Origin of the sequence: Bradyrhizobium sp. WBAH42 (assembly GCF_024585265.1) — a bacterium.
Taxonomy (GTDB): Bacteria; Pseudomonadota; Alphaproteobacteria; order Rhizobiales; family Xanthobacteraceae; genus Bradyrhizobium.
On sequence record NZ_CP036533.1, the window covers coordinates 5985859 to 6010054 of the forward strand.

22 protein-coding genes and 1 tRNA gene are annotated in these 24196 nt (G+C 63.8%); 17 read left to right on the plus strand and 6 right to left on the minus strand.

Features of this window, described 5'->3' with window-relative positions; genetic code table 11:
- The 11 genes from DCG74_RS28175 to DCG74_RS28225 all read left to right on the plus strand — a co-directional run bounded on the left by DCG74_RS28175 (position 1) and on the right by DCG74_RS28225 (position 11647).
- Positions 1–1107 carry a DegT/DnrJ/EryC1/StrS aminotransferase family protein gene (locus DCG74_RS28175; RefSeq protein WP_172783186.1) on the plus strand — a complete coding sequence of 369 codons (1107 nt, stop codon included), beginning with the start codon at positions 1–3 and terminating at the stop codon, positions 1105–1107.
- On the plus strand, positions 1097–2215 hold the full coding sequence (locus DCG74_RS28180; RefSeq protein ID WP_172783185.1) for a DegT/DnrJ/EryC1/StrS aminotransferase family protein: 1119 nt from the start codon (positions 1097–1099) through the stop codon (positions 2213–2215). The genes DCG74_RS28175 and DCG74_RS28180 overlap by 11 nt, the downstream gene beginning before the upstream one ends.
- Complete coding sequence (locus DCG74_RS28185; protein WP_025037016.1) at positions 2212–3018, plus strand: sporadic carbohydrate cluster 2OG-Fe(II) oxygenase; 807 nt, start codon at positions 2212–2214, stop codon at positions 3016–3018. Before DCG74_RS28180 ends, DCG74_RS28185 begins: the two co-directional genes overlap by 4 nt.
- Positions 3011–3403 carry an LIC12192 family sporadic carbohydrate cluster protein gene (locus DCG74_RS28190; RefSeq protein ID WP_172783184.1) on the plus strand — a complete coding sequence of 131 codons (393 nt, stop codon included), beginning with the start codon at positions 3011–3013 and terminating at the stop codon, positions 3401–3403. Before DCG74_RS28185 ends, DCG74_RS28190 begins: the two co-directional genes overlap by 8 nt.
- Positions 3404–3428: 25 nt before the next feature.
- Positions 3429–4094, plus strand: coding sequence for a class I SAM-dependent methyltransferase (locus DCG74_RS28195; RefSeq protein WP_172783183.1), 666 nt, complete (start codon positions 3429–3431; stop codon positions 4092–4094).
- Positions 4072–4647, plus strand: coding sequence for a WbuC family cupin fold metalloprotein (locus DCG74_RS28200; RefSeq protein ID WP_172783182.1), 576 nt, complete (start codon positions 4072–4074; stop codon positions 4645–4647). Before DCG74_RS28195 ends, DCG74_RS28200 begins: the two co-directional genes overlap by 23 nt.
- A gap of 54 nt (positions 4648–4701) precedes the next feature.
- Positions 4702–5682, plus strand: a complete 981-nt coding sequence (locus DCG74_RS28205; RefSeq protein ID WP_172783181.1) for a lysylphosphatidylglycerol synthase transmembrane domain-containing protein — start codon at positions 4702–4704, stop codon at positions 5680–5682.
- 28 nt (positions 5683–5710) lie between these two features.
- Entirely contained in the window at positions 5711–7999 is a 2289-nt protein-coding gene (locus tag DCG74_RS28210) for a hypothetical protein (RefSeq protein ID WP_257187443.1), read from the plus strand.
- Positions 8000–8179: 180 nt separating this feature from the next.
- Complete coding sequence (locus DCG74_RS28215; RefSeq protein ID WP_172783179.1) at positions 8180–9385, plus strand: class I SAM-dependent methyltransferase; 1206 nt, start codon at positions 8180–8182, stop codon at positions 9383–9385.
- 12 nt (positions 9386–9397) lie between these two features.
- Positions 9398–10603 carry a class I SAM-dependent methyltransferase gene (locus tag DCG74_RS28220; protein WP_172783178.1) on the plus strand — a complete coding sequence of 402 codons (1206 nt, stop codon included), beginning with the start codon at positions 9398–9400 and terminating at the stop codon, positions 10601–10603.
- A gap of 3 nt (positions 10604–10606) precedes the next feature.
- A complete protein-coding gene (locus tag DCG74_RS28225) occupies positions 10607–11647 on the plus strand; it encodes a Gfo/Idh/MocA family protein (RefSeq protein ID WP_172783177.1) in 1041 nt (346 codons plus the stop codon).
- Here DCG74_RS28225 and DCG74_RS28230 read toward each other — a convergent pair.
- Positions 11631–13292 (minus strand): hypothetical protein, encoded by a 1662-nt coding sequence (locus DCG74_RS28230; RefSeq protein WP_246708697.1) that lies wholly within the window; start codon positions 13290–13292, stop codon positions 11631–11633. The two genes, DCG74_RS28225 and DCG74_RS28230, sit on opposite strands and share 17 nt — an antisense overlap.
- A gap of 167 nt (positions 13293–13459) precedes the next feature.
- On the opposite strand from DCG74_RS28230, the gene DCG74_RS28235 reads away from it, so the two are divergent.
- The 3 genes from DCG74_RS28235 (at position 13460) to DCG74_RS28245 (ending at position 15383) form a co-directional block, all read left to right on the plus strand.
- Positions 13460–13966 (plus strand): hypothetical protein, encoded by a 507-nt coding sequence (locus DCG74_RS28235; RefSeq protein WP_172783175.1) that lies wholly within the window; start codon positions 13460–13462, stop codon positions 13964–13966.
- An 8-nt stretch (positions 13967–13974) separates the two neighbouring features.
- Positions 13975–14481 (plus strand): hypothetical protein, encoded by a 507-nt coding sequence (locus DCG74_RS28240; RefSeq protein WP_172783174.1) that lies wholly within the window; start codon positions 13975–13977, stop codon positions 14479–14481.
- Between the two features lie 140 nt (positions 14482–14621).
- Positions 14622–15383: a glycosyltransferase family 2 protein gene (locus DCG74_RS28245; protein ID WP_172783173.1), complete on the plus strand. Its 762-nt coding sequence runs from the start codon at positions 14622–14624 to the stop codon at positions 15381–15383.
- A gap of 116 nt (positions 15384–15499) precedes the next feature.
- Here the strand turns inward: DCG74_RS28245 and DCG74_RS28250 are convergent.
- A tRNA-Trp gene (locus DCG74_RS28250) sits at positions 15500–15575 on the minus strand.
- A gap of 148 nt (positions 15576–15723) precedes the next feature.
- Here DCG74_RS28250 and DCG74_RS28255 point away from each other — a divergent pair.
- Complete coding sequence (locus DCG74_RS28255; RefSeq protein ID WP_172783172.1) at positions 15724–16959, plus strand: serine hydrolase; 1236 nt, start codon at positions 15724–15726, stop codon at positions 16957–16959.
- A gap of 194 nt (positions 16960–17153) precedes the next feature.
- On the opposite strand, the gene DCG74_RS28260 is transcribed toward DCG74_RS28255, so the two are convergent.
- Complete coding sequence (locus tag DCG74_RS28260; protein ID WP_135169859.1) at positions 17154–17921, minus strand: SDR family NAD(P)-dependent oxidoreductase; 768 nt, start codon at positions 17919–17921, stop codon at positions 17154–17156.
- A gap of 33 nt (positions 17922–17954) precedes the next feature.
- Positions 17955–18653 carry a histidine phosphatase family protein gene (locus tag DCG74_RS28265; protein WP_172783171.1) on the minus strand — a complete coding sequence of 233 codons (699 nt, stop codon included), beginning with the start codon at positions 18651–18653 and terminating at the stop codon, positions 17955–17957.
- A gap of 133 nt (positions 18654–18786) precedes the next feature.
- Between DCG74_RS28265 and DCG74_RS28270 the strand changes: the two genes are divergently transcribed.
- Positions 18787–19572, plus strand: coding sequence for an SDR family NAD(P)-dependent oxidoreductase (locus DCG74_RS28270; protein WP_172783170.1), 786 nt, complete (start codon positions 18787–18789; stop codon positions 19570–19572).
- Positions 19573–20807: 1235 nt separating this feature from the next.
- Entirely contained in the window at positions 20808–21986 is a 1179-nt protein-coding gene (gene argE / locus DCG74_RS28275; RefSeq protein WP_172783169.1) for an acetylornithine deacetylase, read from the plus strand.
- 119 nt (positions 21987–22105) lie between these two features.
- Here argE and DCG74_RS28280 read toward each other — a convergent pair whose 3' ends face one another.
- Positions 22106–22732, minus strand: coding sequence for a LysE family translocator (locus tag DCG74_RS28280; protein ID WP_172783168.1), 627 nt, complete (start codon positions 22730–22732; stop codon positions 22106–22108).
- 350 nt (positions 22733–23082) lie between these two features.
- The gene (locus DCG74_RS28285) at positions 23083–24141 is read right to left on the minus strand and encodes a phosphotransferase family protein (RefSeq protein WP_172783167.1); all 1059 of its coding nucleotides are present in this window, start codon (positions 24139–24141) and stop codon (positions 23083–23085) included.
- Between the last annotated feature and the right edge of the window lie 55 nt (positions 24142–24196).

Below are 24196 nucleotides of genomic sequence, written 5' to 3' on the forward strand. Positions count from 1 at the left end.
ATGTACGACGTTCGATATTCCTATCTGCTCGAGCAATTCGCCGATCCCGCACCGATCCTCGCCGAGATCGGCCGGCTGGTTGCGACCGGTGACTTCACCCTTGGCAAGCCCGTCGCCGAATTCGAGAAGCGCTTCGCTGAGCTGATCGGCGTCCGTCACGCCATCGGCGTCGGATCGGGCACCGACGCGCTCAAGCTGCCGCTCAAGGCGCTCGGCATCGGTCATGGCGACGAGGTCATCACCGCCGCCAACACCTTCATCGCCACCGTTGGCGCGATCGCGGAAACCGGCGCGACGCCCGTCCTGGTCGATTGCGACGATTCCTTCTGCATGAACGTGGACCAGGTCGAGGCTGCGATCACTGGCAAGACCAAGGCGATCATGCCGGTCCAGTTGACCGGCGAGGTCACCGACATGGGCAAGCTGATGCCGATCGCGCAGCGTCACAACCTGCCGGTGGTCGAGGACGCCTGCCAGGGCATCCTGTCGGAGTTTGCGGGGAAACGCTCCGGCACCCACGGCATCGCGGCCGGCTTCTCGCTGCATCCGCTCAAGAACCTCAACGTCTGGGGCGATGCCGGCGTCGTCGTCACCAATGACGACGGCATGAACGAGAAGCTGCGCCTGATCCGCAACCACGGCATGAAGAACCGCGACGAGATCGCGATCCTCGGCTGCAACTCGCGGCTCGATTCCTTGCAGGCCGTGGTCGGCAACTGGCTGATCGGCCAGACCAGCGAGATCACGCGCCGGAGAATCGAGAATGCGGCCTATTACGATGCGGGTCTCGCCGGCCTGCCCGGCCTGCGCATCCCGCCGCGCCGTCCCAACGTGAAGCACGTCTACCATCTCTACATGGTGTTCGCCGAACGCCGCGACGAGCTCTACAAGTACTGTCTGGATAACGGCATCGAGGCCAAGATCCACTATCCGATCCCGCTGTATCAGCAGGAAGGCCTGAAGCATCTCGGCTGCGCGCCGGGCACGTTCCCGGTCACCGACCGCCACGCCAAGGAAGTCATCAGCTTCCCGGTCGACCAGCACCTGACGCGTGCCCAGCAGGACCGCGTCATCGAGACCGTCAGGAAGTTCTGCCATGGACGCTGACACCGGCCGCCGGCGCATCGGTTACGTCAATCTTCCCGCGCAGTTCGAGGAAGAGCGCGCCGAGATCATGCAGGCGGTCGAGGGCGTGTTTTCCCGCGGCGACTTCATCGGCGGCGCCGCGGTTGGAAAGCTCGAGGAAGAATTGTCGGCCTATCTCGGCTCACCACATGTCGTAACGCTGAATTCCGGCACCGACGCGCTGATCCTCGCCATGCGGGCGCTCGACATCGGCCCCGGCGACGAAGTCATCACGCCGCCGAACTCGTTCGTGGCATCGACCGCCGCGATCATCGCGGTCGGCGCCACGCCGGTGTTTGCCGACGTGCTGCCGGACCAGAACATCGATCCGGCCGCGGTCGAGGCCGCCGTCACGCCGCGCACCAAGGCGATCATGCCGGTGCATCTGACCGGACGCATGGCCGACATGGCTCCGCTGATGGCAATCGCGGCCAAGCACGCGCTCGCCGTGATCGAGGACAGCGCCCAAGCGGTCGGCTCGACCTATGACGGGCGCATGAGCGGCACCCTCGGCACGTTCGGCTGCTTCTCCGCCCACCCCCTGAAGAATCTCAATGCCGCCGGCGATGCCGGCTTCCTCGTCACCGCCGATGCGGAGCTTGCCGCAAGAATCCGCCGGCTGCGCAATCACGGCCTGATCAACCGCAGCGACGTCCAGGAATGGGGGATCGTGTCGCGGCTCGACACGCTGCAGGCCGAGGTGCTGCGCATTCGCCTGCGTCATCTGCCCTCGGTGATCGAACGCCGGCGGCGCAACGCCGCGCAATACCGCGCCGAGCTCGCGGGGCTGCCCCTGTTCATTCCGCCCTGCCGGAACATCGAGTTCAACACCTTCCATACCTTCGTGGTGCAGACCGAGCGGCGCAACGACTTCCAGAAATATCTTGCCGACAAGGGCATCGAGACTGCGATTCACTATCCGGTCCCGATCCACCTGCAGCCGGCAGCGGCGCATCTGGGCCATGGCCGCGGCGCGTTCCCGGTGACGGAACGGCAGGCGGACCAAATCCTCACGCTTCCCATCAACCAGTTCCTGTCGGCCGCCGACATCAGCTATATTTGCGCGACCGCCCGGGAGTATTTTGCATGACGGACACGGACTTCCTGCACGCCGACGAGCAGGCGCTGGCGCAACGCTTCATCGACGATGGCTTCGTCACCACCCCGGCCGACGATCGCGCCGGGCTCGACCGGATCCAGCGCCGCGCCGCCGAGCTCGCGGCCGACTACCTGAAGCTGCCGCACAGCAACGATCCCTACGCGATGCTGGACACGATCCACACGCGGGTGAGCGTGGATGATCTCAACGGATTGCGGCTGCACGTCTTCAACGGCCTCAACGCCGAGCCCTGGTTCCGCCCGACCTATTTCCGCCTGGCGCGCTCGACGATCGAGACCATCGTCGGCAACGAGCTCTGCATGCAGCGCCGCGTCAATCTCAGCATCCAGCTTCCCGGCGACAGCTCCTCGCTGCTCGCCACCCATTCCGACGTCTGGTCGGGCGACTCGCCGTTCGAGGTCGTGGTGTGGGTGCCGCTGGTCGACGTCCATCGCACCAAGTCGATGTACCTGCTGCCGCCGTCCCTGAACGGCGAGATGCAGGACCGCATGGCGGCCTTGCGCAGCGCCGAAGAGCTGTACAAGACCATCAAGCCGCACGCGACCTTCATCGAGATCCCCTACGGTCACGTGATGCTGTTCAACCAGACCCTGATGCACGGCAATCGCGTCAACGAGGAAGCCGGCACGCGCTGGAGCATGAACTGCCGCTTCAAGAGCATCATGTCGCCCTATGCGGACAAGCGCTTCGGCGAGTTCTTCGAGCCGATCCTGCTGCGCCCGGCAACCCGGGTCGGCATGCAGTACAAGTTGCCAGGAGGCTTCCATGGCTGAGCGAGCCGGCCACCGCGGCTACATCGGCGCCAGGCCGCTGAACGGCAGCCGCACCCCCCAGCACGTCCAGAACATCGTGATCCGCGACTATGCGCGGCGGAAGAACCTGCAATATCTCCTCAGCGCCGCCGAGCACACCATGCCCGGCAGCTACATGGTGCTGGAAGATATCCTGGACGAGCTGCCGCAGCTACGTGGGCTAATCCTCTACAGCATCTTCATGCTGCCGCCCGACGAGGCTCGGCGGCGGCAGATCTACGACCGCGTGCTGCGCGAGGGCTGCGACCTTCACGCGGCGGTCGAGGAGATCACGCTGGCGTCGCAGAAAGACATCCAGGCCGTCGAGGACATCCTGCTCGTCAACAAGTTCGCAACCATCCTGTGACGATGCCGCGGACTGGTTGGCCCCCATGACCGAGATCAACCTGCTCCAGCCGATGCACGCATCGACGAGGCGGGACTACGTCCAGCGCGTGGTCGAGCACGACAAGGCGGAATCCGCCACCGTCGCCCGGCAATGGGGACGCGACTATTGGGACGGCGACCGGCGCTACGGCTACGGCGGCTATCGCTATGATGGACGGTGGCGCCCGCTGGCCCAGACCCTGATCGATCGCTACGGCATCAAGCCGGGCATGAGCGTGCTCGATGTCGGCTGCGGCAAGGGCTACCTGCTCTACGAGTTCGCCCAGCTCGTCCCCGACCTCAGGATTGCCGGCATCGACATCTCCGAGTACGGCATCGCCAACGCCAAGGAGGAGGTGCGGCCGCATTTGAACGTCGGCAGCGCCGTCGCCCTCCCCTACCCCGACCACAGCTTCGATCTCGTCGTCTCGCTCGGCGTGTTGCACAATCTTCCGCTCGAGGACGTGTTCCGCGCCGTACCTGAGATCGAGCGCGTCGGACGCGGCACCTCGAAATATCTGATGGTCGAATCCTTCCGCAACGAGCGGGAGAAGGCCAATCTGCTTTACTGGCAGCTCACCTGCCTGAGCTTCCACGGCCCGCAAACATGGGCCTGGATCTACGACAAATGCGGATACCGGGGCGACCATGGGTTCATCTTCTTCGAATGAAACAGGCCGGCGCCGGCCGACCTCATTGCGCGCACAGAATCCGGAAGTGTACTATTCCAACGACGCCATCGTCACCGCGGACGATGCCACGATCGCGGAGCTGAAGCGCATCGCCGCCGGCAACCCGCGCCTGCGCAGCCGGCTGTGCACGCATCCCGATCCCGCCTCGGGCCTGCACGAGATGCTGATCGTGCACCATCGCGAGGCGTATGTGCGGCCGCACAAGCACCTTGGCAAGCCTGAATCGTTCCACGTCATCGAGGGCACCGCGCAGGTCGTGATCTTCGAGGATGACGGCCGCATTCGCGAAGTGCTCGAGATGGCGCCCTACGGTCAGGGCAAACGCTGCTACTACCGCATGCCCGAAAAGGTCTTCCACTCGATCCTGATCACCTCGGAATGGCTGGTGTTTCACGAGACCACCGCCGGCCCTTTCGATCCTTCACGCACGGCATTTCCCGACTGGGCCCCGGATGGCGGCGACGCCGCCGAGGTCCAGGACTACGTCACACGGACTGGCGCGCTCGCTGCGGAGCATCTGGCGAGACCATAGATTTCGACCGCTTTCGACGATCGCACCGTGAATGATCGAGGACGACACCAGACGATGAAGCTGCCTGCAAAAGCACTGGTTACCCTGGTCAAGTTCGCGGTGTCGATCGGGATCCTGGTGTTGCTGTTGCGCGGTCAGGATCCGTCGACCCTGAAAGCCGATCTTCTCGCCGTCGATCTCAACGTGCTGGCGCTTGCGGTGCTGCTGCTGTTCGCCCAGACCTTCGTCCTCTGCCACCGCTGGATGCTGATCCTCCGTGCCATGAACGTACCGCTCGATTGGCTGCCCGGCTGGCGCATTCTCATCGTCAGCACCTTTTTCAATCAAGTATTACCCGCGGGCGGTGACGCCGTTCGGATCTGGATGCTGCGGCGGCAGGGCGTGCAATGGTCGCAAACGATCGGCAGCATCGTGGCTGACCGCTTTCTCGGCCTGTTGGGTCTTGGTTTCATCCTCCTGGCGGGATTGCCGTTCCTGCTGGCGCGCGTCCCCGACAATTCGCTCCTGTTCGCGATCGCGATCATTCTGGCGGTCGCATGCCTCGGCGCAATCGCCCTGGTCACGCTGGACCGGTGGCCGCCGCATGTGATCGCGCCCGTGCCGGCCAGGGTCGTGCAGTTCGCGATGCTGATCAGAGCTCCGTTGCTGGCGACCGCGGGGCGAGCGATGCTGATCGGATCTGCCATCGCCGTCCATCTCATCACCGTCGCGACCTGCTATGTCCTCGCGATCGGACTGCAGGCGCCGCTCTCCGCACTCGACGCCTTCGTCCTGGTCCCGCTCGTCATCCTGTCCTCTGCGATTCCCATCTCGATCGGGGGATGGGGCGTGCGCGAAGGCGCTATGGTCGCGGCGCTCAGTCTTGCCGGAATCGCATCCGACAAGGCACTCGCGATATCGGTCTTGCTGGGACTTGGCGCCCTGATCGTCGGGTTGTTCGGCGGGCTGGTATGGCTGATCGCGCCGGAGCGCGCCAGCTTCAGCCCCGACCAGGCGCGGACCGTCACCGAACGAGCCGATGCAGCGCCGGTCTAGCATGGGCGACCCCAGACAAGATCAAGCGGTGGTAGCCGCCGAGCTGCGCCTGCGCACCATCGTCGAGACGTGGTCGTTGCGTATCCTCATTCTCGTGCCTGCTGCACTGTCCATCTGGTTCGTCAACCGAACGGGCACCTACCGCACCCTGCTCTTCGATGGCGGCTGGACGACGCGATTTTACGTCCTCGCCTGGATTGTGCTGACGCCGTATCTCGGCTGGCTCGTCATGGCGACCGGACGCCTGACGTTCTCGCTCATCAAGCACGAGCCCACTCAGCGTGTCGACGAGTTCTTCGTCGGCGCGGCCGCGCTCGTCTTGACGGGATTTGGCTTCGGCGCTCTCTCCGTCCTGTACCCCCAAATCGTCCTCGGATTTGCGACCCTCGTGCTGCTGTGGGATAGCCGCAGCTGCAGGAAGCCGCAAAAATTCGCGCTGACCTTGCCGCTGATGGCAACTTCGCTACTGGGTCTTTGGCTCCTCGTAACGGTGTTCATCGACAGAGCCGTCATACCCGACGTCATTTCGACCGACGTTCAGCAGCTCTATGCGCCCTATCTTGCAGAGGTCGCGAGAAATCACAGCATCTGGCTTGCAGCTGACAATCCCATCTTCTCCGACTTCGAGATCGGCCACGGCAACGGCCTGCATTTGATGTTTGCGACGTTCTTGCCTCCCCACGTCGCGCAGATTGTTTCCTTCCTCTATTTCGTCGCGATCGGTGCAGTCATTTTTGAGCTCGCCCGCATCGTTCTGCCGTGGCAGGCGCTCGGACGCCGTTGGGAGGATGCGGCGATCCCGATTGCACTTGCGCTGGCGATCCTCGGACTTGCGTGGCCGCGAACGATGCCGCGCGTCTCGCCCGGCCTCTACATCATGGAATTCGGCAAGTACCACCTTCAGACGGCGGCGTTCTTTGTCTATTTCCTGCTTGTCGTTGCGCGAACGTCCCAAAAACGCGACAAGTTCGCCGCAGGGATTTGCGCCATCGCCGTCGCGGCATCCTATCCACCGTACGCAGCGCTGGTCTTCGTGATTTCGTCGTTGGGCGCGTTTGCCAAGGCGGTTCAGCGCGACCGATCCGGCTTCATCACCAGCGTCCTGCTGGGCGCGGGGGCGATCGCGGGCTGCATCCTTAGTCTCTCGATCAATTACCTCTACCTCGGAATCCCCGCGACGAATCCATACTCTCTGTTCCGGCACGTCGTTTCACTCGAACGCTTTTCGAAGTTCGGCAGCCTCGATCTTCTGGATTATTTCGTGGTGTCACAGTCGCTGGAGGTCACTGACTTTCTGAGCAAATCGGGCTTCGTCGCCTTCCTCAGGGAGGCCAGGTCCGTTCTCGCGGTCGCGCTGCTCCTCGCGCTGACGACCTATGCCGTCGCTTTCGTGGACTCAAAGCTTCGTTCCGATCGCCCGGAATCCCAAAAGCTCACGCCGCTGCCCAATCCCGCGGGACTTTTTGTCGTGGTCGCCTATGTCGCCAGCGTCCGGCTGCTGGACATGGCGCTGAATATTCCGAGCCTCATGAGATTGTCGGTCCACGTGAACGCGCTTTTCCCGCTTGCGACCGTCGGCATGGCCTACTGGGGATTGGCTGTCGCGCGACGCTTCAAGCCGGCTTGGTTCAGCGACCGCCTCGCTCCCCATGCCGCTCTCGCTGCCATCTTGCTCGCCGGCACCTGGATGACGGCAGCGCATCCCTGGAAGAGCTTCAAAGTTGATGAGGCCATCACCTTCGTGGGAGGAACTCCTCTCACTCAAATGCCTCGGGTCACCCAGGACTGGAAGCGGTGTGACGAGCTGGAGCAATCGACGGGCTCGGATCGCATCCTCGCGCTCAACGGTTATCGCGCCATGGTGCCCTGCTATTTCTCGTCGCTGCTCACGCGCGGCAAGATCATTCATACCTACGAGAGCGACGTCGCACGCGATTTCGCGAAGATCGCACTCGGAAGCGCCGAAACGGCGGAAGCCGCGCTTCGATCACTGGGCGTAAAACTATTCTACGTCCAGAAGAACAATTGCGACTTTTGGGTCAACGGTTTCTCCGACCTGTTTCAAAAGGACGAACTCGTGCGACGTTTTGCTGTTCGTCGCGAGACCCCGGAGTATTGGTTATTGACGTGGACGCAAGGTGATCAATCATTAAGTCCGGAAGACGCGACCGCGATCTCAGCGCTCAGGACAAGATCGAAAGAGATCTACCGGGAGGCATACGGCGTCGAACCATTCGAGGTGGTCAAGCACCGTCTACCACCGAATAGCAGACGTGGAGATCTCGATGTCCTCGGCCAGCTATCCCAATGCTTCTGAGCCTCGCCACGGCCGCCGGCCCTCTCCCCAGAAGCGCCATGTGCGAGGACCACGAATCGGCGCCAGCATCGGCAACTTAAGAATTGTAGCACGGCCCGTTGCACTATATAGGCTTCAACTGCGCCGCGTACCGTTTCAAGGCGCCGATGTTCCCTTGCTTTGCTGCAAAGAGCTAGAGCCGTGACCGACCATTGCCGCCTCTGCCATTCGACCGACCTGCGACCGGTCATCGACCTCGGTTTGATGCCGATTGCGCATCGGCTTCGGCATAGCCGAAACGAGCAGGAGGAACGCTATCCGTTCGAGGTGCTGGCGTGCGGCGAATGCGGCCTGCCGCAGATCGTCAAGCCGATCGATCCAGACATCCTGTATCGCCAGTTCAACTACAATTTCAGCAGCTGGAAGCCGGAGCCGCACCAGGTCGACGAGCTCGACACCATCGCGAAGTTCTCGAAGCATCAATCCGTGTTCGAGATCGGCTGCAACGACGGCCTGTTCATGGACAAGCTTCGCGAGCGCGGCACCAAGGTCATGGTCGGTGTCGAACCGAATCCGGTCTCAGGCAAGATCGCCCGCGAGCGCGGCATCAAGGTCTATGCCGACATGCTCAGTCCGGAGATGGCCCACGACGCGGTCGCTCAGTCCGGCAAGTTCGACCTCGTCGTCTCGCGCCAGGTGCTCGAGCACATCGTCGATTTCGAGAACTTCTTCGCTTGCGTGAAGATCGCGCTCAGCGACGAAGGGCTGCTGTTCATCGACGTGCCCGACTTTGATCCCGGTTCGACGGCGGGCGACCTCTCGGTCCTGTGGGAGGAGCACGTCAGCTACTTCACCGAGCCGACCCTGCTGGCGCTACTGGCTCGCCACGGCTTCGAGGCGGTCTCCGTGAAGAAGTACAATTTCAGCGGCGGCAGCCTCGCGATCGCCGCCCGTCGTGCAACCCGTGACGTGACGCCGCCGCCTGCGCCCGCTGGCGTCGGCGAGAAATTCGGTCGGCGCGCAAGGGAGTACGGCGCGCGCCTGCGGCCGATCCTCGCCAAGGCCCGCGCGAGCGGCGCCGAGATCGCCATCTACGGCGCGGGCTGCCGCGCCTGCACCTTCACCAACGCGCATGAACTGGCGGATCTCGTCGATCTGTCGGTCGACGACCAGAAGGAGCGCCAGGGGCTGTTCCTGCCCGGCACGGGCATACCGATCCGTTCACCGGACGAGCTCGCCGGCAAGTCGGATCCGCTCGTCTGCCTCCTCGCCGTGAACCAGGAGAACGAAGCCAAGGTCAGCAGCCGGCTGCGCGAGAACGCGAAGCGGCCGCTACACATCGTCTCGATCTTCGCGCCCTCCGACATCTGGAGCGAGCTCGACCGGCTCGAGGCGGCGTTGGGTTAGGGACGCCGCGGCATGGCTGACGAGAAGCTCTTCAATTACTACGAACGTCAGGACGTCCTACCGACGTTCGGGAATTTCAAATCGGCCGCCGAACTCGACGCATATGCCAGCCAGCGGCGCGAGCTGTTTTCAGACAAGCTGGTGCTGCCGCCGCGGCTGTTCCGCGATGCGGAGGTGCTCGAATTCGGTCCTGATTCCGGTGAGAACGCGCTGGTGTTCGCCGGCTGGGGCGCGAACATGACGCTCGCCGAACCGAATCGGCATGCGCATCAGAAAATCGAGGCCTATTTCGCGCATTTTGGCCTGACCGAGCGTCTGCGCGAGCTCGCATTGGCCGACGTCGAAGGATTTCGCAGCGAGCGCCGCTACGACATCATCGATGCCGAAGGTTTCATTTACACCGTGCAGCCGACTGAAAATTGGCTCGGCGTCTTCCACCGGCTGCTCAATCCGGACGGTTTCGCCATCGTGTCGTATTACGAGCGCTATGGCGGCTTCTTCGAGCTCGCGCTCAAGGCAATCCATGCGGCCGGCAAGGCATTGTCAGGCCGTCCTGCACTGGAAACGGCGAAGTCGCTGTTCGAGGCGAAGTGGAACAGCATTCCGCACACCCGCAGCTTCGAATCCTGGCTGATGGACGTGCTCGAAAATCCGTTCGTCCGGCATCGGTACTTCCTCGACGCAACGGCTTTGTGCACGGCGGCGCATGCACAGGGATTCGACATCCATTCGGCCTGGCCAGCCTATCGCGACAGCCTGGACGTCTACTGGCACAAGAAGGTTCTCTCCCCGGACGAGAAGCTGCGGCGCGCGGCGCGCCATCTCGACCGCAGCCGTCTCAGCTTCCTCGGCGGACGCAAGCTCTACCTGGTCGGCAAGGCCGATGCGGCGGCGGCGATTTCGGCATCGATCGAAACGCTGGTTCTCGACGTCGATGCGATGATCGACGACCCCTTCGGCGAGAGCCTGCCGCGCGCGGTCGCGAACCTTGCATCCTTACGCGAGGCGATCCGGACGACGGACATTCTCGCCGACGATGCTTCGGACATCGAAACGATCGTTGCCACGCTCGACAGCTTCCATCGCATCTTCGGCGCGATCGGGCGGCGGGATGCGTCGGCGGTCGCTGCCCTCACCCAGACTGATCCGGCGTTCATCAACACCTGGGGACAGCCGGCGCACTTCCTCGTCATGCGGAAGCGCTTCGGGGGATCATAGCCAGTGAGGCCAGGCATTGGCATCATCGGAATGGGGATGGTCGGCCAGATGTGCCACCTCGCCAATTTCGTCGCCAATCCCGCCTGCCGCGTCGTCGCCATCGCCGATCTCCGGCCCGATCTGGCGGCCGCCGCCGCGCAGAAATTCGGTATCTCGCGGGTCTACGGCACGCACCGCGAGTTGCTCGCGGACGCTGCGGTGTCCGCCGTCGTGGTCGTGACGAAGCGGCGAGCCACCGGCCCGATCGTGCTGGACGCGTTGAAAAGTGGCCGGCACGTGCTGTCGGAGAAGCCGATGGCCTACACGACGGTTCAGGCCGCGTCGCTGATCGAAGCGGCGCGGCGACAGCACCTCGTCTACAGCATCGGCTACATGAAGCGTCACGATGCCGGTGTGACACGCGCGCTGGCCGAGCTGGCGCGCTTGCGCACGGACGGCTCGCTCGGACGCGTCGTCGGAGCAAGAGGCTGGTGCTTCGGCGGCGACACCGGCCGATCGCAGGACAACTTCGTCATGACCGGCGAGACCCGGCCGGACGGACTCGAGCTCTGGCAGGATGGGCCCGACTGGATGCCGGGCGCGTTGCGGCCTGGCTACGACAACTTTCTGAACGTGTTCAGCCATATCATCAACCTCGCGCGCTACCTGCTCGGATCGTCGCCGACTGTCGCCGAAAGCACCGTCGAGACTTCTGGCACTGCGACGGTGACGCTCGACTTCGAGGGCGTTGCCTGTGTGCTGCAGCTTGCGAACGGGCCCGAAGGTGCGTGGCGCGAGGGGCTGTCGATCGATTTCGAGCACGGCGCGGTGACCATCGAACTGCCCCCGCCCTTTGCCGAGCGGGAGGCGGAGGTCATCCTCGACCAGGGCGGACAAATCACGCGCTTGACGGGTGAAGGCAGCTGGGCGTTTCGGCGTCAGGCTGATGCTTTCGTCGCCGACATCGTCGAACGAAGGACGCCGCTTGCGTCCGGCGCAGATTCGGTGACCGACATCGCGCTGGCCGAGGCGATCTGGAAGCGGCAAGTCAGCGGCCAGGCGTGACACTCTTGCTCGCGCCGTCGAGCGGCAGGATGCCGCCGATCGGGCCAAGCTTGATCGTGACCTCTGCAAGTTGGGAGAGCAATTCCGCAACATCGCAGCGCGCCAGCAACCGACACACGTAGTACTTCCGCGCCAGAATGTGGTTCGGCGCGGCTCCCGGCCCCGGCTGCAGCGAGATGGTTGCCTGCGGCCCCGTCGGATCGAAATGACGGAACGCACTTCCCGGAGCCTTCCGCGCCTCGTCCATCTCTCGGAGGATGTCGGGCCGCTCGGCACGCAGGGCAAATCCGAAGACCGGCTGATTGCCCCAGGCAAGGCGGAGCATGCCCGTGACTTCGGCGACACCGAAAGGCACGTGCCGCGACGGGTAGTCGAAGAAACCATCATCGAGCGCATAAACCGTCGCCGCCGGCTGCACCCGGCTGGCAAGGTCGCGCGCCAAGGCCTGCTGTTTCAGGGTTCTCGCCTGCATGAAGACGTAGTCGCTCCATAGCATGCCGATCGACACGATCAGGCTTGCCCCGAATATCGCAGCAAGGGCGGCGCCGGGGCCCGTCCATCGTTCGGCCTGTCGCTTGAACGCCAGCAGTGTCAGCGCGAGCGGCACGCCGAACATCAGCAGGTGACGGCTCTCATAGAAATGCACGGAAGACGGCCGCAGGCCGGCGATCAGATACGGCGACGACAATGCGAGGAACAAGACCACGGCGAGTGCGAGCGGCACGGTGATCGCGCTTCTGGACGCGGTCGTCTTCGCGTCCCGACGCAGCAATAACAACACGATTCCAACGAGGACTGCAGCCGCGATGAAGAGCGCTGGGACCTGAATCGCGGCGCGGATCGCGTGGGTGAGGACATCCCTGTAGCTGGCGGCGAAGAACGCCGACCACCCTCGCGCCAACTCGCCGAGCGTCGGAAAATGGGCGCCATAGTGCTGTGCGTAGACGCCGATCCGCTTGAACCAGATATTGAGCGTGCCCCAATAGACCAGCGGAAGCACCACCAATTCCGGATAGCGCAGGACACAGCGCCAGGCTGCGAGCCATGTCCGGCGAACGAAGCCATGCGCCGCGTCTCCGCTCCGCCATATCGCAACGAACAGGCCGAACATCACGACGGCATACAGCACGATCGTCGAGTTGAGCGCGAAGCTCAGCAGGAACACCAGCGAAGCGAGCACACGAAGCAGCACGCGCCGCAGGCCGACGGCGCTGAAGGCGAGCGTCAACAGCCATGCACCGATGAACAATAGCCCGAAGCTGAACACGTAGACCGCGTTCGCCTTGCCCGCCCAGAGTTGATAGCCGGGATAGGTCCAGACGATCAGCGCGAAGCCGACCGCTTCGGCGCGATCGAGCAGACCGAGCCGTGTCGCCGTCAGCATCAGACACACCGCGCCGAAGACGATTCCGGCGAGCGCCAGCGATACCATCACGACGACCGGGGCGCCGGTCCAGTTCGCGAACCTGTCGTAGCTGTAGAAAATCGGATGGCCGGCGCCATTCAGCAGGAAATCGATGTCGATGAAATAGTCCGGACGCGGCTTGAGCACCAGCCAGTCGTCCATGAAGAGGCCGTCATTGAGGAGCATCGGCGCATGCGCAACCAGCAACACGACGATCAGGATGGCTATCGCTCGCAGCAACGGGGGCAAGCTCGGAGGGGAAAGGGAGGACATCGTCGGCGAGGATTCGCACGCCCACGGGACGACCGCAAGGCCGGGGCGCCGGGGCTCCCTTGACCGCAAAAATGCGACCTCCTATAGACTTTTGCTTGGCTGGGCCTGAGAGGCGTCCGGGACGATTTTCCACGATGAACATGCTCCCGGGCCCTGCGCAAGCCGCTGCGATTGGTCTCAGCATCGCCTTTCCATTGCTGTTGCTGTGCTACGCGCGCATCGCCGCCACCGGCGGATCGGGCCGCCGCTTCCGGCTGGGCTGCGTCACCATCGTCGTGCTCTACGCGATCGCCTGTCTCGCGCTTCCGGGGCAACGCCAGCTCGCGGACGTGCTTGGCGGTCTCCTGCTGTTGGGGACAGCGATGATGTTTTGCTACATCCTGTTTAGCCTGCTGGCCTGGGGCTTTACGCTGACGCTGCTCACGGCCCTCGTCCAGGCCGAACGTCCCCTCACCCTGGAGCAATGGGCCGAGGCGTACATGCAGGGCGGAGATCTCGGCACTTTCACGCACAACCGCCTGAAGCTCCTGGTCGGCGCGGGGATGGTGATCACGGCAGACGGCAGGCTGGTCCCGACAGCCAAGGGGGTAGCGATCGCGCATCTCGCCAAGCTCGTTCGTTTGTCGACGGGCCTTGGGTGAGCGGCACGATGTCCTTCGCCGTCGGGCTCATCGCCGTTGCCGTTTTCGCCCTGCTCGCGCCTGCCTTGCAGATCATGGCCCGCGCTCGCGCATGGCCGCTCGGACCCGTCACCCTGCTTGCGATCGCCGCACTCGTTTCGCATGGTCTTGGCGTGGCGCTCGGCATCGTCGCGATTCCGCAATTTCAGTATTGGGACGCCGCATCGATATTCGCATTTTGCGTCATGGCCTACGTTTTCGCCTTTGGCGCAGTGTACAAGTCGGTGTCCCTGGAGATCCTGCTCGGCCTCGTCGACCGCCCCGGTCGGACCGCGCCGCTTTCGGAGATCATCGAAAGGCAGGTTCCAGATTTGTTCCAGGGACGAATTGGGATCCTGGTCGATCGCGGCCTGGTCGAACGGGTCAATTCAGGCTTGTCGGCGACCACGGCCGGGCGGAAAATGGCAGCTCACGTCGGCCGGCTGCGCCGCGCCTTCGGCATCGGTGATACCAGCCTCTATGATTTTTCCGACTAGTTGCGCGGAACACACACATCGTCGGTTTCGTGCCGGTTGTGTGGATCATACCGGCGAGTCGCATTGTTCGCCCGGCGCAGATGACCTAGAGTTGCGCTGAGGGTTCACCAGTAAAGAGTGGCCGGCAACGGCGGTATCAAATGACACCTTCCAGGGCGGCAAAAAGGCTTACGATCGTCATTCCTGCTCTGAACGAGCAGGACAAGATCGCCGATACGATCGGCGGCGTGCTGCCGCTTGCCCGCGAGCTGCTCGACGATTTCGAGATCTTCCTGATCGACGACGGCAGCACCGACGCCACCGGCGCGATCATGGACGAATTCGCGGCCGGCGAGCCGCGCATCATCGTGCATCACAATGCCGTACGGCGCGGTGTCGGTGCCGGCTTCGAATATGCGCTGTCGCGCGCGAAATTCGATGCCATCACGCTCATCCCCGGCGATCACGCCTTCCAGAACGAAGGTATTGCCCGGATGTTCAAGGCGGCGGGCGCCGCCGACCTCGTCATTACCTATCGCGACAACCAGTCGGACCGCTCGGTCAACCGCTCATTGCAGTCGCATTCGCTGCGGTTCATCCTGAACTGCCTGTTCGGCTTCTGGCTGTCCGATTACCACAGCATGATCGTCTACCCCGTGAAATGGCTGCGCCAGATCGCGGTCAAGGCCGACGGCTACGGCTATCAGATCTGTGCCCTGATCTCGCTGCTCCAGCTCGGCCTCACCTACGTCCAGGTTCCGGTGAGCCTGAACGCGGAGCTGAAGGGGTCGTCCCGCGCGCTGCGGCTGCGCACCTATTTCGAGCTCGGCGGGACCATCCTTTCACTGCTGCGCCGCGTTCCCATCCGGAACGTCAATCTCAGTCAGATCCCCGCCGACGCGGAACGGACCCCGGCGCGCTAGCCTCGCCGGGCCCTGACGCGGGACGTCCAGCACAGGGGCTGCAGCATGCCAGCGCGCACGCGGGACGACTTCCCGCCAAGACCCTACCAAGTCCTAATCTAAGTGATTGATTTGACTGGCAGGAGTGGCAGGGCTCGAACCTGCGACCCCCGGTTTTGGAGACCGGTGCTCTACCAATTGAGCTACACTCCTACGAACCCGCGTCGCCGCGGATCAGGGGCGCTTTCAAGCACAGAGAGCGGCCGGTTTGCAAGGGTGAACCGCGCCGGCTTCGCTTGTTTGTGCCGGGGGTTCTGGGCCACAGTCCATCGGCCATAATGAAAAATAATCGGGAGTGCCCATGACCGTTACAGCGACCGCCACAGCCGCCCCACAGGCCCCGACCGCGCTCCATACCCCGGCTTTGCCGGAAGCCCGCCCGGAGACGCTCGGGCTGTCGCGGCCGCGTCTGCAGGCCATGTCGGACGCCTTCAAGCGCGAGATCGACAAGGGAACCGTTCCGGGGGTCACCGTGCTGGTGGCGCGGCGTGGCCAAATCGGCTGGTTCGAGGCGCTCGGCAAGCAGAGCCCGGCAGGCGCGGCGCCGATGGCGCGCGATTCGATCTTTCGCATCTTCTCGATGACCAAGCCGATCGTCTCGGTCGGCATCATGGCGCTGGTCGAGGACGGCCAGCTCCTGCTCAGCGATGCCGTCGCAAAGTTCATCCCGGAGTTCGCGAGCCAGCAGGTCGGCATCGTCAAGGACGGCAAGCTGGAGCTGGTGCCGCCGGCGCGGCCCATGACCGTTCAGGACCTGCTCCGCCACACCTCCGGCCTCACCTACGAGCACCAGGGCGACGGCCCCGTGCACAAGCTCTACCAGGAGTCCCGCGTCCGCAGCCGCAAGATCACCAATGCCGAGCACGCCGCGCTGGTGGCGAGCTTCCCGCTGGTCTGCCAGCCCGGCGCGGAATTCAACTACAGCCGCTCCACGGACATTTTGGGCCGCATCATCGAAGTCGTCAGCGGCAAATCGCTCGGCACCTTCCTCACCGAGCGCGTGCTCGCGCCGCTGCAGATGGCCGAAACCGGCTTCTCGACAAGCCAGGCCAATGCCGGCCGCCTTGCTGAGCCGTTCGCGGCCGATCCCTGGACCGGCGACAAGGTCGCGCTATTCAACATGCTCGAGCAGCCGCTGATGGAATCCGGCGGCGGCGGCCTGGTCTCGACCACGATGGATTATGCCCGTTTCTGCCTGATGCTGCGCAATGGCGGTACGCTCGACGGCAACAGGATCATCGGCCGCAAGACGCTGGAGCTGATGGCCTCCGATCACCTCGGGCCAGGCGTTGCGACCAATGGCACGCTGCTGTCGCCGGGCCATGGCTTCGGTCTCGGCTTTGCCGTGCGCCGCGAGGCCGGTATCGCCCCCTTCCCCGGCAGCGTCGGCCAGTATTTCTGGAGCGGCATTGCCGGTACGTTCTTCTGGATCGATCCGAAGGAGGATCTGTTTGCGGTGTTCATGAGCCAGGGGCCGGGCCAGCGCGACTACACGCGGACCCTGGTGCGGGATCTGGTTTACGCGGCGGTGGAGTGAGGCTCTGCGCTTACGCACCAACCTTTATTTACATTTTCGCTGTCATGCCCCGGCTTGACCGGGGCATCCAGTACGCCGCGGCAGCAGTTCGTTTACGCAACTTCCGCCGCGGAGTACTGGATCGCCCGCCTTCCCGGGCGATGACACTGGTTGTTGGGTGGGCAGGTGCCGCTTCCCTTCTAAGCTCTATCGCGTCAGCTGATCGTCGCGCCGCCGTCGATCACCATGGTCTGGCCGGTCATGAAGTCACCGGCCTTCGAGCCCAGGAACACGGCCGCGCCCGCGATCTCGTCGGGGATGCCGATGCGCAAGAGCGGCGAGCGCGAGGTCGAGGCCTTCAGGTTCTCCGGATTGTCCCACAGCGCCTTGGCGAAATCGGTCTTGATCAGGCCGGGCGCGATGCAGTTCACGCGAATGTTGTGCTTGCCGTATTCGCAGGCGAGGTTGCGCGCGAGCTGCATGTCGGCGGCTTTCGAAATGGCGTAGGCGCCGAGGATGGTCGAGCCCTTCAGGCCGCCGATCGAGGAGACGATGATGATCGAGCCGTCCTTGCGCTCGATCATCTGCGGCACCACCATCGAGATCAGCCAATTGTTGGCGACGATGTTGTTGTCCAGGATCTTCCTGAACTGATCGTCGGAAATGCCGGCGAGCGGGCCGTAATACGGATTCGACGCCGCGTTGCAGACCAGCACGTCGATCTTGCCGAAGGCACGGTTGCTCTCGTCGACGAGGTTTTGCAGGTTCTCTTTCGACGAGATGTTGGCGGCGACCGCGACCGCGGTGCCCTTGCCGAACTTATCGTTGATGCCCTTCGCCACCTGCTCGCACACGTCGGCCTTGCGCGAGGAGATCACCACCTTGGCGCCGTGCTCGGCCATGCGCTCGGCGATCGCGAGCCCGATGCCACGCGTCGATCCCGTGATGACGGCGACTTTCCCCTTCATGTCGAACAAGGTCATGCTTCTCTCCCAGATTGATTTTCGTATTCAGTGTCAGGCCAGCTTCTTGACTTCCGGTCCCGCCGGCTGATGCATTGCCGCGTGCGCGGGATCCGCGATCCACGGCTGCTGATTGACCATCGGCAGCCGCCAAAGGGTGCGCTCGGGGCTCGCGAAATGATCGAGCCGCGTCACCGACACATTGTCGATATCGAATCCGAGCCCCTGCTCCGGCCGGTCACCGAGCGCAAGACCGACCGCCGCCTTGATGGTGCCGCCATGCGCCACCGCGATAATGTCCTGCCCGGCCGCCTCGGCGTTGATCCGCTCGATGGTGCGGCGCGTGCGGTTGTAGAGGTCCATGAAGCTTTCGCCGCCGGGCGCGGGCTCGTTGATGTCGGCGAACCAGCTCGCGCCGACGGGGCGGCTGGCAATGAACTGGGCGCGGTTCATGCCCTGCCAGCGGCCGAGGTTCTGCTCGGCGAGATCCGCCTCCCGCTTCATCGATGCCGGCCTTGGAAAACCTGCGGCCCAGATCGCCTCGGCGGTCTGATGGGTGCGCATCAGATTGCTCGAATACCAGACGGCCTGATGTGGCAGCACCTTGGCGACAGCATTGAACACATAGGTATCGCTGGTGTCACAGGCGATGTCGCTCTGCCCGTAGATGTTGCCGCCGTCATTGCGCACCGGCGCGTGACGGACCCACCACCACCGCGTGATGACCACATTCGGCTTGTCTGCACCTGCCATCGAAACCCTTCCATCCCGTCTGATGTCGCTGTACGTGAGTAGCGAACGTGTCTCAAGACACTTTGCCGTTTGAAATCTTGTTTGAAATTCCGTCGCACGGCAAGCGTCGTGCGCGAGCAAAAGGGAGAAACGCATGGGCCGCCTGCAAGGCAAATCCGTCATCATCACCGGCGCCGGCAGCGGCATCGGCCGAGCGGCTGCGCTGCTGTTCACCAGGGAAGGCGGCAAGCTGATCGCGGTCGATCGCACCGAAGCTGTGAAGGAGACGGTCGAGGAGATCAAAAAGGCCGGCGGCGTCGCGGAAGCGATGGTTGCAGATGCCGGCTCCGAAAAGGACGTCATCGCAATGATCGACAAGGCGGTGAAGTCGCACGGCCGGCTCGACGTCATCTGGGCCAATGCCGGCGTCTCCGGCGGGCTCGTTCCGCTCGCCGAGCAGACCGTCGAGCATTGGCAGGAGATCCTGCGCGTCAACCTCATCGGGCCGTTCCTCGCGGTGAAATACGCCATGCCGCATATGGTCAAGCAGCAGTCCGGCGCGATCGTGCTGACCGCCTCTGTTGCCGGTCTCAAGGCTGGCGCGAGCGGGCATCCCTATGCCGCGAGCAAGGCCGGCGTGATCAGCCTGGTGCAAACGACGGCCTATTCGCTCACCGGCACCGGCGTGCGCATCAATGCGGTCTGCCCCGGCTTGATCGAGACCGGCATGACCAAGCCGATCTTCGACCGCGCCAAGGAGCGCGGCACCCAGGACAAGATCGGCCAGCTCAATCCGCTCAAGCGCCCCGGCCAGCCGCACGAGCTCGCGGCGATGGGACTCTTCCTGGCGAGCGACGAGGCGTCGTATGTCAACGGGCAAGCGTTCCCGGTGGACGGCGGCTTGACGGCATCGATGCCGTATACGGGCAAGCCGGTTTAGTTCGCACTCGTGTCCCGGACGCGACGCAGCGCGCAAGCGATGCGGCGCAGAGCCGGGACCCAGCAGGCGACGTCGCTCGCTGCTGCATGGGCCCCGGCTCTGCAGCGCATCACTTCGTGCTGCGCAGCGGCCGGGGCACGAGAGCGGAGGTTGGCGCACACCTGCCTCCGCATCGTCATTGCGAGCGCAGCGAAGCAATCCAGGAATGCATCCGCGGAGAGACCCTGGATTGCTTCGCTGCGCTCGCAATGACGGGGTGTGGCAGGAAAATCGCTTTCCAAATGCTACTGTCATTCCCCGCGAAGGCGGGGAATCCAGTACGCCGCGGCCTATCGATTGAACCACAACTGTCTCGGAGTACTGGATCGCCCGGTTAAACCGGGCGATGACAGCGAGTGTGTCGTTGCAGACGCGCTTCCGCGTCCTCGCGGCGCATTTCGCCCGAGTTATACCTTGTCGCCTCACCCTCAATTGAAAGAGGGCGCAGGGAAGACCGGGTGCCGGCCGGGCACCCACGGTCCACTGTGCGAAAGGTGGCAACAAGAATTTGCACAGCGGCATACAGGTGAAGCCAAACATCCGGCCTTCCCTGCGCAGTGGTTTTACGGCTTATGCCGCGCTCTCCCCGGGGAGCGATGCACTATTGCCCCCGTCACCTTGCGGATGGCTGATGCGCATCGCCCAGTCGGGCAACCACATCACCACAAGATTTGACGCACAGACCCCGGGCGTCAGGACCACACGATTTTGCCGTACGCGAACCGCACCCGTCGTTGGCACGAGCTCTTCGCTCACGGCTCTCCGCCCTGCGAAGCTTTTCGCGCCGATGTGGCTCGCGTCCACCACCCCCCTGCCCGCGTTCGTGACGATCGCGATACGCCCCTCTTCCTTGGGCCGGGTTGAGCCGACTCATACGTCATTTCCGAATTTCGGTAAAGCGGAATATTTCATCGGCCTCGTCTTGACCGATGCCTTGGTGTTTTGCCCGACGGACAACGCAAGGTTTGGTAGACCTCCCCGTCATTCCGGGGCGCGACGAAGTCGCGAGCCCGGAATCCATTTCACAGCGCGTCGTGCGGTCCGATGGATTCTCAGGTGCGCAATTGCGCACCATGGCTCGATGCTGCGCATCGCCCCGGAATGACGGCTGCGGTGTTGATTTGCCCATCCCACCGCCACGTTGGTATGGTTCCTGCAGGCACCTGAGCCTTCCTGCTCTCCAACAGAATATGACAATGCCAAGCTCAAGACCCGACCGCATCCGAAAGCTCCTCGCCGACCTCGTCTCGTTCGACACCGTCAGCGACCGCACCAACCTGCCCCTGATCGCCCATATCGAGGGCTATCTCGCCTCCTTCGGGATCAAGGGCGAGCGCATCGTCGACGACACCGGCGAGAAGGCTTCGCTCTGGGTCACGATCGGGCCGGAGGATCGGCCGGGATTCGTGCTGTCGGGCCATACCGATGTGGTGCCTGTCGGGGGCCAGGACTGGAGCCATGATCCATTCAAGCTGGTGGAGCGCGACGGCAAGCTCTACGGCCGCGGCACCACCGACATGAAGGGCTATGTGGCGGTGTGCCTCGCCATGGTGCCGGAGATGGTGGAGGCGAGACTCAAGACGCCGATTCATCTGGCGATCTCCTATGACGAGGAGATCGGCTGCGTCGGCGTGCGGCCGATGCTGCACGAGGTCGCGAAGAAGACGATCAGGCCGCTCGGCGCCTTCATCGGCGAGCCGACCCAGATGCAGGTCATCATCGGCCACAAGGGCAAGCACGGCGTGCGCGCCACGTTCCGCGGGCTCGCGCGTCATTCCTCGATCGCCCCCGACGGCGTCAATGCGATCGAATATGCCGCCGAGCTGATCGTCGAGATCCGCCGCCGCGCCGTGGCGCTCGAGGCTGCGCGATCGGCGGACAGCCTCTACGACGTCCCGCATTCGACGCTGCTCACCAGCATCGTGCATGGCGGCGCAGCGCTGAACATCGTGCCTGATACCTGCACCGTGGATTTCGAATGCCGCGGCATCGGCATCACCGAGTCCAAGGAGGTGACCGATGCGATCGTCGCCTGGGCCAAGGCCGAGATCGAGCCGGCGATGAAGGCGAGACATGCCGACTGCGGCATCGATTTCGAGGAGATCCTCGACTATCCCGCGCTCGACACCGCCGCCGACGCCGCCATCGTCACGCTGGCCAAGAGCCTCGCAGGGCGCAACGACCACGCCAAGGTCGCCTTCGGCACCGAGGCGAGCCTGTTCGCCAGCATCGCCGACATCCCCTCGGTGGTGATCGGCCCCGGCGCGATAGCGCAGGCGCATACGCCGGACGAGTTCGTGGAGATGGCGGAGCTGGAGAAATGCGCGGGCTTCGTGGAAAGGCTGATCGCGCATTGTGCGAAGACGGCGTCTTAGGCGGCATTGCCGTAGGGTGGGCAAAGTGAAGCGTGCCCACCACTATTACCTGATCGCGCAAAGATGGTGGGCACAAGCTACGCGCTTTTGCCCACCCTACGAGAGCCAGCCTGGCCGCCTCACCGCTCCTGCAGGGCGAGCCGAACGCCGACTGCGCAGTAAATGGTCCCGACCACCTTGCCCTGCCATCTGACGACAGCCGGGTGGCGGCGAAGAAGTTGGCCGAGACGCCCCGCCCCCACGGCGAACACGACCGTGCTGACGAGGCCGAGCAGCACGAAGACCATGCCGAGGATCGCAAGCTGAAGAGCGGTTGATCCTGGCTCCGGCTGGACGAATTGCGGCAGGAACGCCAGGAAGAACAGCGCGGTCTTGGGATTGAGCACTTCGGCCAGCACGGCCTCTCGGAATGCGCGACCTGCGCTGATCATAGGGGCGCTGCCGTTCAGCTCGATTGGCGCCTTGTCCAGCATCGCGCGAATGCCGAGATAGATCAGGAACGCGGCACCCGCATATTTGACGATGCCGAACAGCAACGCCGATGTGGCGATGATCGCCGAGAGTCCGACAATCGCCATCCCCGTGTGTACCAGGTCTCCAGCGGCGATTCCCGCACCCGTGGCGATGCCGACCTTCGTTCCCGAGCTTGCCGCCCGCGCCATGGTGAGCAGCGTTGCCGGTCCCGGAATGAAGACGAAACCGAGCACGATGAGGACGTAAGTGATGAGGGTAGTGTGGTCGATCATGCGCGGGTCTCCCGGAGCGGATTGGGCACACAAGGAATACAAGGACTCGGTCGCTGCGAAAGGCGCTTGCGCGGTGTGAATTGCGAGTCTCGCATTCCGCCTCCTCGTCATTGCGAGCGCAGCGAAGCAATCCAGGCTGCCGCCGCGGAAAGAACCTGGATTGCTTCGCTGCGCTCGCAATGACGGAGACTACGAAGCGTAGGTGCCGTAGGGTGGGCAAAGCGAAGCGTGCCCACCGTTTTCGTGTGATCGCGGAGAGATGGTGGGCACGGCGCTACGCGCCTTTGCCCACCCTACGAAACCAGCCGCGAAGAAAAAAGGCGCGGCCATCAGCCGCGCCTTCGTTGTTTCTACACCGCGCCCGCCTTCTGCGCGTATTCCCATGAGGCCTTTGACAGCGGCACGGTGCGCTTGGCTGACTCCAGCGCCTTGGCGTTGGCGGCGGTGCCGTCGCGGACGCGGCCGGCGATGCCCTGGGTGATGCCGGCAAGACGGAACAAATTGTAGGCGAAATACCAGTTGAGATCAGGCACCGTCATCTTTGTGACGTCGCAATAGATCTGCGCGGCCTCTTCCAGGCTCGGGATGTTGAGCGCCTTGAGGTCGGCACCCTCGAGGCCCGGCATGATCCATTGCATCAAGAGATAGGTGAAGTCGGCCATGGGATCGCCGAGCGTCGACAGCTCCCAGTCCAGCACGGCCTGCACGCGCGGTTCCGTCGCGTGGAAAATCATGTTGTCGAGGCGGTAATCGCCATGGACGATCGAGACGCGCGCCTGCTCCGGCACGGTCCTGGGCAGCCATTCGGCGACCTTCTCGAACTCGGGAATGTGCTGGGTCTCGGACGCCCGGTACTGCTTGGTCCAGCGGTCGATCTGCCGCGCAAAATAGTTGCCGGGCTTGCCGAAGTCGCCAAGGCCGATGGCGACGGGGTCGAACATGTGGAGCTTCGCCAGCGTCTCGATCTTGCTGGTGAAGATCTTTCGGCGCGCATCGTTGTCCTGGCTCGGCAACGTCGGATCCCAGAACACGCGCCCCTCCTCCATCGACATGATGTAGAAGGCCGCGCCGATGACGCCGTCGTCCTGGCACAGCGCATAGGCGCGCGCGACCGGAAAGCCCTGCTTTCCAAGGGCCGCGATGACGCGATATTCGCGGTCGACCGCATGCGCCGAGGGCAGCAGCTTGCCGAACGGCTTGCGGCGCATCACGTAGGAGCGGTTCGGCGTGTTAAGGCGATAGGTCGGGTTGGACTGGCCGCCCTTGAACTGGAGCACGACCAGCGGGCCTTCATAACCTTCGACGTGCTCGCGCATCCACGCCTCGAGGCGCAGCTCGTCGAAACGATGCCGCTCCTCCACCGGCTTGGTGCCCGAGAACTCTTCGTCTTTCCTGACGCCGTCAGCCACGGTGACGCTCCCTCTTCAGTCCTGACCATTTCAGATCGAGCATGATCCTAATCGG

Bases quoted from the DNA above. Each gene is read 5' to 3' on its own strand.
- DCG74_RS28280 (WP_172783168.1), bottom strand. From the start codon at position 22,732: ATGATCGACCACACTACCCTCATCACTTACGTCCTCATCGTGCTCGGT.
- DCG74_RS28265 (WP_172783171.1), bottom strand. From the start codon at position 18,653: ATGGCAGGTGCAGACAAGCCGAATGTGGTCATCACGCGGTGGTGGTGG.
- DCG74_RS28190 (WP_172783184.1), top strand. From the start codon at position 3,011: ATGGCTGAGCGAGCCGGCCACCGCGGCTACATCGGCGCCAGGCCGCTG.
- argE (WP_172783169.1), top strand. From the start codon at position 20,808: ATGCCAAGCTCAAGACCCGACCGCATCCGAAAGCTCCTCGCCGACCTC.
- DCG74_RS28270 (WP_172783170.1), top strand. From the start codon at position 18,787: ATGGGCCGCCTGCAAGGCAAATCCGTCATCATCACCGGCGCCGGCAGC.
- DCG74_RS28240 (WP_172783174.1), top strand. From the start codon at position 13,975: ATGTCCTTCGCCGTCGGGCTCATCGCCGTTGCCGTTTTCGCCCTGCTC.
- DCG74_RS28260 (WP_135169859.1), bottom strand. From the start codon at position 17,921: ATGACCTTGTTCGACATGAAGGGGAAAGTCGCCGTCATCACGGGATCG.
- DCG74_RS28245 (WP_172783173.1), top strand. From the start codon at position 14,622: ATGACACCTTCCAGGGCGGCAAAAAGGCTTACGATCGTCATTCCTGCT.
- DCG74_RS28205 (WP_172783181.1), top strand. From the start codon at position 4,702: ATGAAGCTGCCTGCAAAAGCACTGGTTACCCTGGTCAAGTTCGCGGTG.
- DCG74_RS28255 (WP_172783172.1), top strand. From the start codon at position 15,724: ATGACCGTTACAGCGACCGCCACAGCCGCCCCACAGGCCCCGACCGCG.
- DCG74_RS28195 (WP_172783183.1), top strand. From the start codon at position 3,429: ATGACCGAGATCAACCTGCTCCAGCCGATGCACGCATCGACGAGGCGG.
- DCG74_RS28185 (WP_025037016.1), top strand. From the start codon at position 2,212: ATGACGGACACGGACTTCCTGCACGCCGACGAGCAGGCGCTGGCGCAA.
- DCG74_RS28200 (WP_172783182.1), top strand. From the start codon at position 4,072: ATGGGTTCATCTTCTTCGAATGAAACAGGCCGGCGCCGGCCGACCTCA.
- DCG74_RS28175 (WP_172783186.1), top strand. From the start codon at position 1: ATGTACGACGTTCGATATTCCTATCTGCTCGAGCAATTCGCCGATCCC.
- DCG74_RS28180 (WP_172783185.1), top strand. From the start codon at position 1,097: ATGGACGCTGACACCGGCCGCCGGCGCATCGGTTACGTCAATCTTCCC.
- DCG74_RS28235 (WP_172783175.1), top strand. From the start codon at position 13,460: ATGAACATGCTCCCGGGCCCTGCGCAAGCCGCTGCGATTGGTCTCAGC.
- DCG74_RS28220 (WP_172783178.1), top strand. From the start codon at position 9,398: ATGGCTGACGAGAAGCTCTTCAATTACTACGAACGTCAGGACGTCCTA.